This window comes from Piscinibacter defluvii, assembly GCF_004011805.1.
In the GTDB taxonomy this organism is placed as follows: domain Bacteria; phylum Pseudomonadota; class Gammaproteobacteria; order Burkholderiales; family Burkholderiaceae_C; genus Piscinibacter; species Piscinibacter defluvii.
The window spans coordinates 18,073-32,224 of sequence record NZ_RCHJ01000037.1 but is presented as its reverse complement, the minus strand read 5'-3'; the positions used below and the strand labels follow the sequence as shown (position 1 = coordinate 32,224).

Sequence of the window (14,152 nt, the reverse complement as noted above, 5' to 3'; positions counted from 1 at the left end):
TCCGCGCCAGTGCTAGCTTTTCGTACCGTCACTTATTGCACTGAAAACGAGGAGACCCCGCCATGGGCGAGCGCAGCGACATCCTGCGCAGCATGCATCGGGCGATGAAGGGCGAGCAGCGGGAACTGATGACCGACCCATCTGCGGATTCGCACGTCATCGGGCGCATCGCGGCCAAGGGCCTGGACGATGAACTGCACGACCGACCCTATCTGGTGGTTGATGGCATCGACGGCCGGGCGCACTACCTGAAGCTGCCAGCCGGTGCCGACCTGGCCGGACTGCCCATCGGCGGCATCTTGGAAGCGAAGCCGCCAGCGCAGGAGAGGGCCGTAGACCGCAGCATCCTGGCGGCGGCCAGGGACGGCATCTGCACCGCGGCCAGCCACCAGGCCCAGCTCGCGCAGGCCAGTGACCGCGACCCGCAGGCCACGTCCTAGGTCCACGTGCGTCGGCTCGAAGCACTGTGCCGCAGTGGCTACGTGGAGCGTACGGCCGATGGCGTCTGGGCCGTGCCGGCCGATCTGCTGCAGAAGGCCAGGCAGCACGATGCGCAGAAGGTCGCAGGACACTCTATCGAACTGCGTTCGCACCTGTCCGTTGAACAACAGATCAAGGCGATGGGTGCGACCTGGCTGGACCGCGGCCTGGTGGCGGATGGCGCCAAAGGCCTACAACCAACCGGCCAGGGCTTTGGTGCGCAGGTGCGCGAGGCCATGGACCAGCGTGTGGATTTCCTGGCCGGGCAGGGGCTGGCCGAGCCCTGGGGTCAGCGCATCATTCTGGCACGCAACCTGCTAGCTACCCTGCGCGATCGCGAACTGGCCTCGGTGGGCCAGAGCCTACAGCAGCAGATCGGCAAGGCCTGGCACCCGGTGCAGGACGGGCAACGCGTCAGCGGCGTCTACCGCCAGTCCATCCAGCTCGCCAGCGGCCACTTTGCCATACTTGATGACGGCATGGGCTTTCATTTGGTGCCGTGGAAACCCGTGATCGAACAACGTCTAGGGCTGCAGGTGTCGGCGATTGTGCGCGGACAGTCGGTCACTTGGCAGCTCGGTCACCGGCGCGGTATCGGCATCTGACCGCAGTGCATCGGCTAGAACTTGCCGATGCTGCTCGCCCGTGGACAATGTCGACTTCCAGGCTCACTACCGGACGGCAGATCGCGTTTGATCTCGGAGGCGATGTCGATTTCGTATTGTTGTTGGCGGCAGCTGAGTGGCATGTGGTCGATTTACAGCAACGTTGCAAAGTTTCTCCGGGCCGTTTCGAGTTCCGGTAGCAGTTTCTCGACAATGGATGCTCGCGTCATGCGGCTGGTTGAGACCGATAGGCTCAGCGCCGCGATCATCTCGCCCGCTGCGTTGCGGATGGGCACCGCGATCGAGCGCAGACCAATCTCGAGTTCTTCGTCGCTGATCGCATAGCCTTGCGTGTGCACTACCTGTATCTCGCGCAGGATGTCCCGGATGTTCGTGAGGGTGCGTGGGGTAAAGGCCGGGCGTGACATGCGGTTGAGAAGGAACTCCACGTCGGTCTTGGGAAGTGCAGACAACAACACGCGGCCAGTGGCGCTGCAATAAGCGGGCAGCCGTGCACCGACGCCCAGCCCGCTGGATAGGCTGCGGCGGTGCGTTGAGCGAGCGACGAACACCGCATCCTGCGAATCGAGCACGGCCACCGAAGCCGACTCCTTGGTGCGTTCGCTAGTCATCTCCAGAATCGGCTGCGCGATTTTCGTCAATGGGTCCGAGCTGACGTAGGCATGGCCAAGACGCAGTGTGCGAGGGGCCAGCTGAAACTGCCTTCCCACCTGCGCCGCATACCCGAGCTTGCACAACGTCAGCAGACAGCGCCGCACCGACGCCTTCGTATGGCCGGTGATTTCTGCGGCCTGCGTGAGCGTCATTGGCCCTTTGCGCTGTCCGAAGGCTTCGATGATCGCGAGCCCTTTCTCGAGACCCATCACGTATTCCTTCTCTTCGATTTCCATCGTGATCCTTCTATCTCGGGGATTGGTGAAGACAAACATAAAGTACGGTATCCGCACTTTATACGCGAAATCGTTGACCCAATGCAAGGCAGCTCTTAAGCTTTGACCACTTGCACAAGAGGGGAGGGCGGTGTAGCCCCTTTCAGATTTCTATAGCCACGAGACAAGGCATGCCCATGACAACCGCGCTTTCCCACGAGCCGTCCCGCGTCGATGCGCCGATTTCCGACTTCGACCCTTATGCCGAGGACGCCCTCGACAACCCCTATCCGCACTACGAGGTCCTGCGTGAACTCGGACCCATCGTCCACCTCCAGCGCTACGGGGTCTACGCGATCGCACGGCACGCGGAAATCGACGCGGTGCTGCGCGACCATGTGACCTTCTGCTCCAGCGCCGGGGTCGGTCTCGCCAACTTCCATACCGAGGAGCCTTGGCGAAAGCCCAGTTTGATCCTTGAGGCGGACCCGCCCATGCACGGGCGCACACGCAAGGTGGTGGCCGGTCTGCTGGCGCCGGCGTCGATCAACAAGCTGCGCCCGACCTTCGAGCGCCAGGCCGAGCTACTGATCGACCGGATTCTGGAGAAAGGCCGTTTCGACGCGGTGCCCGACCTGTGCGCAGCCTACCCGCTCAAGGTGTTCGGCGATGCGGTGGGGGTGCCCGCCGGAGGGCGGCAACATCTGCTGCCTTATGGCGACATGGTGTTCAACGGCTTCGGTCCGATCAACGAGCGGTTCAAGACCCGCCTGGCGGCGGCGCAGGAATCGATTGCCTGGATCGGCGAGGTGTGCAAGCGCGAAAACCTGACGCCCGATGGCTTCGGCGCCCAGCTCTACCGTGCGGCCGATGACGGCGATCTGGCGCCCGAGGAGGCGCCGATGCTGGTGCGCACGCTGCTGTCGGCAGGCCTGGACACCACCGCGTTCACTCTGTGCAACGCCATCCTTTCGTTCGCCCGCCACCCAGACCAATGGGCGCTCGTGCACGCCAATCCCGCCATGGCCAGGCAGGCGCTGGAGGAGGTGCTGCGCTTCGAGAGCACCTTCCATTCCTTCTACCGCACGACCACGAAGGATGTCGAGCTGGGCGGGGTCGCGCTGCCTCAGGAACAGAAGATCTGCGTCCTCATCGGCTCGGCCAACCGCGACCCGCGCCGCTGGGAACGTGCCGACGTCTTCGATGTGACGCGACGCGCCGCGGGCAATCTGGCATTCGGTACCGGCATCATTCGTTCCAGTCCAGAAGTTCAGAGTGCCTACCTGGGCAGTGACGTGGAGGCTTCCCATGTCTGAATTCCTGCTGCGGGCGCGCGGACTGCATTCCTACTATGGCGAGAGCCACATCTTGCACGGCGTGGACTTCAACATCCGCAAGGGCGAGGCCGTGGGCTTGATGGGTCGCAACGGCATGGGCAAGTCGACGTTGCTGAAGTCCTTGGTCGGTGTGGTCGCACCGCGCGACGGGGAGGTGTCTATCGACAACCGGTCCACGCGGGGTATGAGCGTGCACCAGATCGCCCAGTTGGGCATTGCCTATGTTCCCGAAGGCCGTGGCATCTTCCCGAACCTCAGCGTGCGCGAGAACCTGAACGTCTCCGCCAGGCCGGGTGTGGACGGCAGGCGGGATTGGACTTTCGAACGCGTGCTCGAGGTCTTTCCGCGGCTGGCCGAACGGCTCGGCCACGGGGGGCAGCAACTGTCCGGCGGCGAGCAGCAGATGCTGACCATTGGCCGCGCGCTGATGACCAACCCGCTATTGCTGATCCTCGATGAAGCCACCGAAGGACTGGCGCCCCTGATTGCGCAGGAGATCTGGCGAATCATCGGTCTCATCCGCGCGGCGGGCATCGCCACGGTACTGGTCGACAAGAACTGGAAAGCCGTCGCCGGCCTCACCGACCGCAACCTGATCCTGGTCAAGGGGCGGGTTGTGCTCGAAGGCACCGGCGAACAAATGCGTTCGCAACCCGACCGACTGGCCGAGTACCTCGGGGTCTGAGCAAAGCCGTACCCCTCTCAGCATCTCGCTCACATTTTTCTTGGACTCAACATGCAAATTTCTACCAAGCCGATACTTCGCCTCGCAATCCTGTTGTCAGCGGTTGCCATCTGTTGGCACACCAAGGCAGCGGACCTGAACGCTGCGCCGTTGCTCTTGGTCGTTCCGTTCCCCGCGGGCGGCACGGCCGACGCCTTGCCGCGCATCCTGGCCGAGAAAATTCGACCGCACTTCCCGAAAGGGGTCGTGGTGGAGAACCGGCCAGGTGCGGGAGGGAACATCGGCGCCGATCAGGTGGCCAAGGCTAAACCCGACGGTTTCACGCTGCTGGCTTCGCCACCCGGCCCGCTTGCGATCAACCGCAGCCTCTACCCCAAACTCGCTTACGACTCGAACGAACTGATGCCCGTCACAGTGATGGCCGAGGTACCCAATGTCCTTGCGGTGAGTGCTTCGTTTCCCGCCAAGACGGTTCAGGAGTTCCTCGCTTATGTGAAAGCCCATCCGGACAAGGTCACCTTTGCCTCGCAGGGCAATGGCTCGACGTCGCATCTGACAGCAGCGCTGTTTGAGTCCCTGACGGGTACACGGATGATCCACGTGCCCTACAAGGGTACAGCGCCCGCGCTGACGGATCTTCTGGGCGGCCAGGTCGATGTGTTCTTCGACAACCTCACTTCGTCGATGCCGTTGCACCGCAGCGGCAAGATTCGGATCCTTGCCGTCACTGACACGAAGCGCTCCGAGGTGCTTCCGGAAGTTCCAACCTTCGCGGAAGCAGGGTTGTCTGCCATGCAGGCGGTGACTTGGTTTGCCGTGGTCGCGCCCCCGGGAACTCCCAATGACATGGTGCGCGCGTTGAACCGTGTCTTCGTGGATGCCCTGAAGCTGCCCGACGTACAGGCGAACTTTGCCAAGCGGGGTGCGCGAGTCGTCGGCAGCACGCCGCAACAGATGGATCGCTTCGTGCGCGAGGAAACCGCTCGTTGGGCTCAAGTGATCAAGGCCGCAAAGATCACGGTCGATTGACTCCCTCACTTCCAGCTCACCCAATCTCTCAAAGGACTCAACATGCAGACTTCGACTATCCAATGGATTCCTCAAGGTGAAACCCGTGTCCCGTTGGCGGTGTACCGCGACGATCAGGTTTTTGCCGACGAGCAGCGCAACATCTACCGCGGCGATACCTGGAACTATCTCTGCCTCGAGAACGAGATCCCCGAAAGCGGGGACTACAGGACGACCTTCGTCGGCGAGACTCCGGTCGTCGTGGCGCGCGATGCGGATGGCGAAATCTACGCGTTCGAGAACCGTTGCACTCACCGCGGCGCCCTGATCTGTCTGGAGAAGTCGGGCAAGGACGCCAAGGACTTCCAGTGCGTGTACCACGCCTGGACCTACAGCCTCAAGGGCGACCTCAAGGGCGTGGCATTCGAAGGCGGGGTCAACGGTGCGGGCGGCATGCCCGAAGGTTTCTGCAAGGACCACCATCACCCGACCAAGCTGCGCGTGGCGATCTTCTGTGGCCTGGTGTTCGGCAGCTTTAGCGACGACGTGGACCCACTGGAGGAGTACCTGGGCGACGAGATCTGCGCGCGCATCGAGCGGGTGCTGGGCCGTCCGGTGGAGGTGATCGGGCGCTTCACCCAGGCGCTTCCCAACAACTGGAAGCTCTATTACGAGAACGTCAAGGACACCTACCACGCCAGTCTGTTGCACCTGTTCTTCACCACCTTCCGGCTGAATCGCTTGTCCCAGGAGGGCGGTGTCATCGTCAGCGAGACCGGTGCTCATCACGTGAGCTACTCGAAGGTCGACGAGGATGGCTTCGACGGCTACAAGGACCAGGGGCTGCGATCCGACCAGTCCGGCTACCAGTTGAAGGACCCCAGCCTGCTGCAGGGCTTCAAGGAGTTCGATGACGGCATCACGCTGCAGATTCTGTCGGTGTTCCCGGGCTTCGTGTTGCAGCAGATCCAGAACTGCCTGGCCATCCGCCAGGTGCTGCCGCGCGGCATCGACAAGACCGATCTGAACTGGACCTACATCGGCTACGTGTCCGACACGCCGGCGCAGCGCGAAGTCCGGCTCAAGCAGGCCAACCTGATCGGGGCGGCGGGATTCGTGTCGATGGAGGACGGCGCCGTCGGCGGCTTCGTGCAGCGCGGCATTGCCGGCACGCGGGCCGAACAGGCGGTGCTGGAGATGGGCGGCGACAGCACGGCCTCGAGCAGTTCGCGTGCCACGGAGGCTGCCGTGAGGGGCTTCTGGAAGCAATACCGCGTGCTGATGGGCGTTTGAAGACCGAAGGAAATCGAAATGGAAAAACTCAGTTTGCGCGATCAATTGCTGGACTTCAATGCGTCCTACACCCGCTGCATCGACAGCGACAACCTGGAGAGCTGGCCAGGCTTTTTTGCGGATGTGTGCCACTACCGGGTGACCAGCGCGGAGAACGACCGCACGGGCCTTGCGGCCGGGCTGATGTACGCGACGTCCCGGGCCATGCTGGAGGACCGCATCTCGGCGCTGCGCCATGCCAATGTCTACGAGCGTCAGACCTACCGCCACATGGTGGGACTCCCGCACGTTGTGCGCAGCGACGCGAACGAAGCCGAGTGCGAAACGCCTTTCCTGGTCGTGCGCATCGTCCAGGGCGATGAAACCTTCCTGTACGCCACAGGCCTCTACAAGGACGTGTTCGACCTGAACGGCGAGAGGCTGCAACTCAAGCGCCGCGTCGTGGTTTGCGACAGCAGCCGCTTCGACACCCTGTTGGCCGTTCCCCTGTGACACAAGGAACTGTCAGCCGCATCGCGATCCCCGTTGGGGACCCCAACGGCATCGGGCCGGAGATCGCGCTCAAGACGGTGGCCGCTTATGCCGGGCGCGATGACGTGGCGCTCACGCTGTTCGGGCCGGCGAACGTTCTTCGCGACACCGCCGATATGCTGGGCTTGGGAGAGGCGCTGGCGGTGGCCTCAGTCGAGCCATCCGCGCCTGTCCTGCAGGATGGATTCAGGCCCGGCGAGATCAACGCCCAGGCGGGCGCTGCTGCCGTCGATGCTGCCACGCGCGCCATCGAGGCCACGCAGCGCGGACGGTTCGATGCGGTGGTCGCCGCGCCCCATCACGAAACCGCGATCGCACAGGCTGGCATTGTCTTTTCGGGCTATCCATCGCTGGTGGCGCGCGTGTGCGGCCAGCCCGAGGACAGCGTGTTCCTGCTGCTGATCGGAGGAGGATTGCGGATCGTCCACGTCACGCTGCATGAGAGCGTGCAACACGCGCTGGGCCGGCTGTCGCCCGAGCTGGTGGCTGATGCAGCACGCGCGGGCGTTCGGACCCTGGCCCGGCTGGGCATCGACACGCCGCGCATCGCGCTGATGGGGATCAATCCCCATGCGGGCGAAGGCGGTCTATTTGGCACCGAAGACGGTGCGATCACGGAACCCGCGGCCGCACAACTGCGTGCAGAAGGGTTCGACCTCACGGGGCCGGCGGGCGGGGACATGCTGCTGGCTTCGCGTGCCCACGATCTCTACGTCGCGATCTTTCACGACCAGGGTCATATCCCGATCAAGCTGCTCAGCCCGCAGCGCGCTTCCGCGATCTCGATCGGCGCCGACGTGCTCTTGTCCAGCGTGGGCCACGGCAGTGCGATGGACATTGCCGGCAAAGGCGTCGCCTCGGCCCGGGCCATGATCGAAACCGTCGCGATGCTGGGCCATGTGACAGCACCGGCGACAACCAAAGGCAAGGCGCCATGAGCTATGAAATCCGAATCGACGGCACGGACGTCAAGTTTGACGCCGAAGCGGGGCAGACCGTGCTGGACGCGGCCGCCAAGCATGGCATCGAGATGCCTTATTCCTGCCGCAAGGGCGCCTGCGGAAACTGCAAGGGCCGGGTGCTGGCGGGAGAACTGGTGGTCGGTACCGGCGGAGGCGGCCATGAGGCCGGGATCAACGCGCCCGACGAACACCTGTTCTGCCGCGCCCAGCCGGCCAGCGATCTGCTGATCGCGCCGCGGTCCTGGCACCGCATCGACCCCGACGCACGCAAGACCTATTCGGCGACGGTCTTCCGCAACCAGCTCGTCGCCAGCGACGTCTCGATCCTTCACCTGCGGTTTCCGACAGGCGTGCGAGCCCGCTTCGCCGCTGGCCAGTACCTGCAGGTCATTCTTCCCGACGGGCAACGGCGTTCGTTCTCGATGGCCAACGCGCCACATGAGAACGACGGTGTTCTGCTGCACATCAGGCACATGCCTGGTGGCGGCTTCACATCGAGCGTCGTTCCGAATCTGGCCAAGGGCGATGTGCTGCAAATCGAACTCCCGCACGGCGACTTCTATCTGCGCGAGGAGAGCGACCGTCCGTTGCTGTTCATTGCCGGCGGAACGGGTTTCGCGCCGGTCAAGTCCATCATCGACGACATCATCAAGCGCGGCATCGAGCGGCCGATGACCCTGTTCTGGGGCGCCCGCGCGCCCGCTGGCCTGTATGCGCCCGACGTGGTGAAGAAGTGGCTCAGGCAGCGTCCCTCGCTGCGCTATGAGCCCGTCATCAGCGCCCCAGTCGATGCGGCGGCATGGAGTGGACGGCGGGGACGGGTGCACCAGGCGGTGCTGGAGACCTTCGACTCGGTGCAGGACTTCGACGTCTACGCCTGCGGCGCGCCGGCCATGGTGCAGGCCGTGCGCACGGCCCTCGAGGATCAGCGAGGGCTGCCACCGCCGCAGTTCTTCAGCGATTCATTCGTCACGGAAAGCCCTGCCGCCGTGGTCTAGCTGCGCCTGCACCGATCGGACGCCCGCCGCGGCAGCCATGCACGCCGGTCGCCGGAAGAGCCAACGACCTGGAGATGAAATTGTCTGACTTGCTATCGATCCATGAGTCTCTTGAACTGGCAGCCGAGCGAGTCGATGACCTCGTGCCGCTGGTGTACGAACGATTCTTTGCACTCAGGCCAGACGCCCGTGCGTTGTTCGGGAACGATGCCCTCGGCCGGGGGCGGATGTTCAATGAAACCCTGACGATGATCCTGGAATGCACACAGGAAGTGGGGTACCTGGAGGGCATCGTCGAGCGGGAAGTGGGAGACCACCGGGAATATGGCGCGACTCTGTCCATGTATGAGAGCTATTTCGAGGCGGTGGTGCAGGCAATGCAGGACGCCGTGGGCGAGTCTTGGACGCCGAGCCACGAAGAATCCTGGCGCCGTCAACTCAAGCACCTGATGTCGATCGTGGCTCGGCACGCGCAAATCGCCGATGGCCCGCTGAACCATTAACAAAGGAGACTGCTATGAGCACAAATGGTGCAGGCTTGCTGAGCCAGCCGGTTGAACGGGCTCCTGTGATCATGGAGCAAGCGGCATGTTCGCGCCGTCGCCTGCTAGCGGCAGTGGCAGCTATTGCCGCTGGAGGCTTTGCGCGCTCTTCCCTTGGGGCTGGCAACGCAAACGAGATTGTCTTGGGTATGTCGCTGCCATTGACGGGCGTCCTCGGCAGCACCGCCCAGGGGTTTCGAGAGGGCACGCGCATCGCATTCGAGGATATGAATGTTGCCGGGGGCGTGCACGGAAGGAAAATTCGCGTTGAACTGATGGACGACAGATTCGACAGGGACCTGGTCGTACGAAATGCGAAGGCCATGCTCGATCAAGGTGTGCTGTGCCTCTTCGGGTTCATGGGCACGCCGGGGATCCTGGCCGTCTCTGCCCTTGTCAATGAGCGCCAGGTTCCGCTGATCGGAGCCGTATCAGGGGCCCCGGCAACCAAAGACCCAACGAACAAGTTCGTCTTCATCGTACGAACGAGTTTTTCGAAGGAAGCCGAAAATGCCGTCAACGTCGGCGTCATCACAGGCATGAAGGTCTGGGGCGTCGTCTATCAGGACGATGGCCAAGGCAAGGCCGCACTCGCGGGTGTGGCGGATCGCTCAGGTGCAAGCTATGTCGATACCATGATCGTTGGCCACGGCCGCAGGATCATCCGGTAGCTCAGCGAGCTCGAAGGACACTACTCCTCTTTCATCCGGTTCTCGATGAAGCACGAGCGCAATCGCCGATCCCCTGAGCGTTTTTCGAGCCGAAGAGGTCGAGCCCAAACCGTGCGCAGCTGCTTCCTGAGCTGACAGTAGACGTCGATCAATCTCCTTTTGAATTCTGCCCAGCGACAACGCCAGTGTGCATCACTCTTCTTAAGCACAGGACTGATGTCTGTCCGCGCGGGCCTATTTCGGGTTATTCATCACTTGCCACCCGGCGCTTTGGCTGGGCGGTTGATTCGATCGAGCAGTCATCAATAGCCATCAAGGAGTAACACAATGATCCGCACCGCGCCAGCTGTCACTCGTCCTTGCTACTTTTATTTCCGTTGCCATTTGTTTCGCCGCGCACTGTCCAACAGTTGCGCGGCGAGGCTGCAGTAATTGAGTTGGGGTTCTAAGCCAGAACCGCCGAAATTTCCGTCATCCCAGCTCCAGCCCCGCCACGAGCGCATCCAGGTCGATCATCTTGCCGTCGCTCTGGAAGGTGTAATGCCCGTTCAGCAGGATGTGCCGCCAGGCCGCCGGCGATATCTGGGTCAGGAGAGCGTGCGCCTTGGCGTTGCCGCTCGCCTCGTACTTCATCAGCAGCCGCGAGAGGATGGCCGAGTTGTAGAAGATGACCGCGTTGGCGATCAGCCTGGCGCACTGGTTGCTGATCTCAATTTCGATGTCGGTGCGCCCGGTCAATTCCTTCTTGCCGCCGACCTGGGCGATGGTTGAGCGTAGCTGGTGATAGGACTCGATGCGGTTCTGTGAGCGGTGAACGTTGCGCTCCAGTTGCGGATCGCGCAGGTAGCGCAGCGTGTAGATGCTGCGGATGAGCTTGTCGAACTCGAACACCGCGCGCCGCGTGGGGTTCGGCGCGGTGTAGGTGCATAGCTTGCGGATCAGCGTGCCCTGCGTCATCTCCTTCAGTCCGAGCGTGGCGACAATCTGGTCGAGGTTCGGCTTCTCGCTGACTATGAGATCGCGGTCGATTCTCCCGGCCGGCCGGATCAGGCACTGATCGTACAGCGCCGGATCGTCGGCACTGTAGAGTTCCTTCAACTGATCGCCAAGGTCGGTGAAGCGCGGCTCGAAACGCAGGCCGAACCAGTGCAGGATAGCGAAGTTGGCCTTGTTGACGCTGTGCATGTCGCCGGTGATCGCGGTCGGCACGATGTCCGACGTGTTGCGATACCAGATGTCGAACACGTGATGGGCCTCGTAATCGTGCGCGCCGATCAGGTAGCCGTTGAGCGGCACGTGGTTGCACAGCAGCGTGTAGGCGACCACGCCCTTGCCGCGCCCAAAGTATTTGCGCGAGTGGCGCGCTTTCACGGTCGGCCGCTCGACGCCGAATTTCTGACCATCGACGGCACCGTACAGTGCATCGAGGTCGAACGAGTAGTACGGGAAGATCGGCAGCGCGGCGATGGCGTTGCTGATGCAGTCGTTGGCCGCGTGCAGCGTTGCGTGGCGCAGGTACTGTTGGTAGGCGCTCTCCAGCACGTGGTACGGGATGTCGCTGGTGCGTGCCATGACCTGGTTGCCGTGGTTCATCGCCTGCGCGATGATGACCGCCATCAGGCTGTCGGCGTCGGCGACCTTCTTCGCATAGCGCGGCTGCAAAGGCGTCAGCGCCGACAGGAACTGGCACTGGCCGTTGACGAAGCGGAACACGTCGGCCACGTCGCAGAACGGCAGTTGCTCGTAGAACGCCTTCTCGCGCGCCTTCTGGTTCTCGCCCTTGGGCTTGCGCCATGTCAGCTTCTGCGTGTCCTTGTCGTATTCTAGGTGCGTCAGCTTGCCCTGCTTCAGCTCGCGGTTGAAGGCCAGCCACTGAGCGCGCAGCTCGGTCGCGAGCGCATCGAGCTGGGCATCGAGTGGCTGCCGCAGGAACGGGATGTCGATCTGCGCCAGCACGGCGGCCTTCTCATCCAGCGAAACCAGCTCGTCGGAAAAATGCCGGTGCTGCAAGCTGTCGTCGAGGTAGAGTTCACCCGACTGGAAGCGCTTCCTGACCTGGCGGTACAGCCAGAACTCGTAGCGGTCGGCATGCAGGTCCGTCGGCTTGCCATCGGCATCGAAGGTCAGCAGGTACGGTCGCAAGCGTTTCGGCAGCGTGGCCGCTGGACATTCGGCGAGCGGCCGTTGCGATAGGCGCTGCTGTTTGGCGAACACGTCCTTGGCCCAGGCCAGCGCCACGAGCCACGGGCTGCCCGGATCAGTGCCAGCGAGGTCGAGCGCGACATACAGCGGCCGAAGATGGCGGCGGATGCGCTCAGCCAGGCCGTCCACCGCCTGCCAGTGCAAAGCCAGCTTGCTCACCGGCTTCACGCTCATGCGCTGCGCGGTGGTTTGCAGCGTATCGCGGGGCATGATTTTGTAGGCGCGCTGGCGCACATCGCCGAACGGCGTGGGATCGGGCACGCTGTCGTCGATGTAAAGCGACAGCAGGCGGCCGACCTGCGGTGTGTCTTGCTGACGGCGCACCTGCTCGGCGACAAAGGATTGCTTTGCGCCCGCACTGCTTTCGTCCTCCAACTGCTTCATGTGGTAGGCCATCGCATCGACCAGGTTGTCGGAAAGCTGCCGGTAGCGCACCCAGGCATAGCAAAGCAGGTAGAGGTAGGTCTGATCGGCCTTCAGGTTGCGTAGATCGTGGACGGTGTAGAAGTTCGCCAGGCTGGCGTAGTACAGCAGATTCTGCTGCGAGACGCCGAGCTTGGGCAGCAGCGCCTTGGCGATCCGGTGCAGCGGCTCCAGCGTGGCGCGCTTTTCGCGTTCGCGGGCCATCTGACGCCAGCCAAAGTCCTTGGCGTCCTGCTTGAGCGCCGCCAATTGCGACAGGGTGTCGTCACGCACTAGAAGCCGACCCAGCGCGGCCTTGGCCGATTCGTCCAACACTTCCGACAGCAGGCCAGCCAGCCGCCGACGCTCGGCGGACAGGGCTTCGCTCACCAGCTCTTGCAGGGTGGTATAGCCGGGCCGGATGATCTTGTGCTCGTTTAGCCAGACGATCAGCTCGGCGGCGATGAACCCCGGCATCACGTCGCGCCGCACGGTCTGCGCGGCCTGCTGCGCGAGCTGCGCCAGGAACTCGGCCGCCCACGGCCGGTAGCCGAACAGATCGGCAATCCACTCGCGCTGGGTGTAGTGCTCGTGCTTGGAGATTGGCTTGTGCTCGAAGGACTCGCCGTGGAAGTAGCGGCTCAGCACGAAGGCGCAATCGTGCTCGACCTCACTCCAGTCGAAGCGGAAGAAGGCATGCTTGGCCTTGAAGTAACCGATCTGCAAGATGCAATAGACCTGGGCATGGAGACCAGGCCGGCTGCTGGCGAGCGCCAGTTCGGTTTCAGTCAACGCCAAGTATTCCAGCCGCTGGGCGTCGTCGAAGTCCGGCAGGCCGTACAGGGCTTCCTGCTCGGCGTCCGACAGGACGGTCAATCGTTCGCTCTTGGTCGTCATCGCGATGACGCTCCACGAGAGCCCGTCCAACCAACCCGTGCCAGGGTCTCGATCAGCGTGGTTCGCTTGACGCCGAAGTTGCGGCACACCGCCGCCTTGGACATGCCGCCATCGAGCGCAGCGACGATGGCCTCCAGCTTCTCGCCGGTGATCGCCTGCGGCCGGCCGCCGATCCGGCCGCGTTTGCGGGCGGCAGCCAGACCGGCGACGACACGTTCCTGGATCAAGGCGCGTTCGTACTGCGCGAGCGCGCCGAACACCTGGAACAGAAACTCGCCCGAGGGCGTCGTGGTATCCAGGTTCTCCGTCAGCGAGCGGAACGCCACCTGCTTTTTCTTGAGCGAGGTCACGATGGCGAGCAAGTGCGACAACGAACGGCCGAGCCGGTCGAGCTTCCACACGACCAACACGTCGCCAGGGCGAACGAATTCGAGCGCCCGCGCCAGGCCCGCGCGGTCGTCCTTCGCGCCGGAAGCATGATCCTCGAACAGATGCCGCGCATCGACGCCGACGGCGAGCAGCGCATCGCGCTGCAAGTTCGTGCTCTGGCGGTCGGAGTCCGACGACACGCGCATGTAACCTACCAACATAAGCGGAAAACCATTAAGACGAGGTTTCCGTATGGTAGCGTCTGGCGACAGAGTTTTCC

12 protein-coding genes and 1 pseudogene are annotated in these 14,152 nt (G+C 63.2%); 10 read left to right on the top strand and 3 right to left on the bottom strand.

Annotated elements, in window-relative coordinates; translation table 11 throughout:
• Positions 1 to 62: 62 nt before the first annotated feature.
• Positions 63 to 1,085, top strand: a pseudogene (locus tag D9C15_RS33790) (DUF3363 domain-containing protein).
• A gap of 152 nt (positions 1,086 to 1,237) precedes the next feature.
• Here D9C15_RS33790 and D9C15_RS31510 read toward each other — a convergent pair.
• Positions 1,238 to 1,996 carry an IclR family transcriptional regulator domain-containing protein gene (locus D9C15_RS31510; RefSeq protein WP_240668672.1) on the bottom strand — a complete coding sequence of 253 codons (759 nt, stop codon included), beginning with the start codon at positions 1,994 to 1,996 and terminating at the stop codon, positions 1,238 to 1,240.
• A 170-nt stretch (positions 1,997 to 2,166) separates the two neighbouring features.
• Here D9C15_RS31510 and D9C15_RS31505 point away from each other — a divergent pair, with 170 nt between their 5' ends.
• From D9C15_RS31505 to D9C15_RS31465, 9 genes are all read left to right on the top strand, one after another.
• Positions 2,167 to 3,291 carry a cytochrome P450 gene (locus tag D9C15_RS31505; protein ID WP_128003436.1) on the top strand — a complete coding sequence of 375 codons (1,125 nt, stop codon included), beginning with the start codon at positions 2,167 to 2,169 and terminating at the stop codon, positions 3,289 to 3,291.
• Positions 3,284 to 3,997: an ABC transporter ATP-binding protein gene (locus D9C15_RS31500; RefSeq protein ID WP_128003435.1), complete on the top strand. Its 714-nt coding sequence runs from the start codon at positions 3,284 to 3,286 to the stop codon at positions 3,995 to 3,997. Before D9C15_RS31505 ends, D9C15_RS31500 begins: the two co-directional genes overlap by 8 nt.
• Before the next feature lie 51 nt (positions 3,998 to 4,048).
• A complete protein-coding gene (locus tag D9C15_RS31495; RefSeq protein ID WP_128003434.1) occupies positions 4,049 to 5,026 on the top strand; it encodes a Bug family tripartite tricarboxylate transporter substrate binding protein in 978 nt (325 codons plus the stop codon).
• 42 nt (positions 5,027 to 5,068) lie between these two features.
• On the top strand, positions 5,069 to 6,298 hold the full coding sequence (locus D9C15_RS31490) for an aromatic ring-hydroxylating oxygenase subunit alpha (protein WP_128003433.1): 1,230 nt from the start codon (positions 5,069 to 5,071) through the stop codon (positions 6,296 to 6,298).
• An 18-nt stretch (positions 6,299 to 6,316) separates the two neighbouring features.
• Positions 6,317 to 6,790: an aromatic-ring-hydroxylating dioxygenase subunit beta gene (locus D9C15_RS31485; RefSeq protein WP_128003432.1), complete on the top strand. Its 474-nt coding sequence runs from the start codon at positions 6,317 to 6,319 to the stop codon at positions 6,788 to 6,790.
• The gene (locus tag D9C15_RS31480; RefSeq protein ID WP_240668671.1) at positions 6,787 to 7,767 is read left to right on the top strand and encodes a PdxA family dehydrogenase; all 981 of its coding nucleotides are present in this window, start codon (positions 6,787 to 6,789) and stop codon (positions 7,765 to 7,767) included. The genes D9C15_RS31485 and D9C15_RS31480 overlap by 4 nt, the downstream gene beginning before the upstream one ends.
• Positions 7,764 to 8,789: a 2Fe-2S iron-sulfur cluster-binding protein gene (locus D9C15_RS31475; RefSeq protein WP_128003431.1), complete on the top strand. Its 1,026-nt coding sequence runs from the start codon at positions 7,764 to 7,766 to the stop codon at positions 8,787 to 8,789. The genes D9C15_RS31480 and D9C15_RS31475 overlap by 4 nt, the downstream gene beginning before the upstream one ends.
• A 74-nt stretch (positions 8,790 to 8,863) precedes the next feature.
• Entirely contained in the window at positions 8,864 to 9,292 is a 429-nt protein-coding gene (locus D9C15_RS31470) for a globin (protein WP_128003430.1), read from the top strand.
• A gap of 14 nt (positions 9,293 to 9,306) precedes the next feature.
• The gene (locus D9C15_RS31465; protein ID WP_128003429.1) at positions 9,307 to 10,002 is read left to right on the top strand and encodes an ABC transporter substrate-binding protein; all 696 of its coding nucleotides are present in this window, start codon (positions 9,307 to 9,309) and stop codon (positions 10,000 to 10,002) included.
• Between the two features lie 471 nt (positions 10,003 to 10,473).
• On the opposite strand, the gene D9C15_RS31460 is transcribed toward D9C15_RS31465, so the two are convergent.
• Positions 10,474 to 13,503: a Tn3 family transposase gene (locus D9C15_RS31460; protein ID WP_012077404.1), complete on the bottom strand. Its 3,030-nt coding sequence runs from the start codon at positions 13,501 to 13,503 to the stop codon at positions 10,474 to 10,476.
• Positions 13,500 to 14,093, bottom strand: a complete 594-nt coding sequence (locus tag D9C15_RS31455; RefSeq protein WP_012435588.1) for a recombinase family protein — start codon at positions 14,091 to 14,093, stop codon at positions 13,500 to 13,502. The genes D9C15_RS31460 and D9C15_RS31455 overlap by 4 nt, the downstream gene beginning before the upstream one ends.
• Positions 14,094 to 14,152 lie beyond the last annotated feature (59 nt).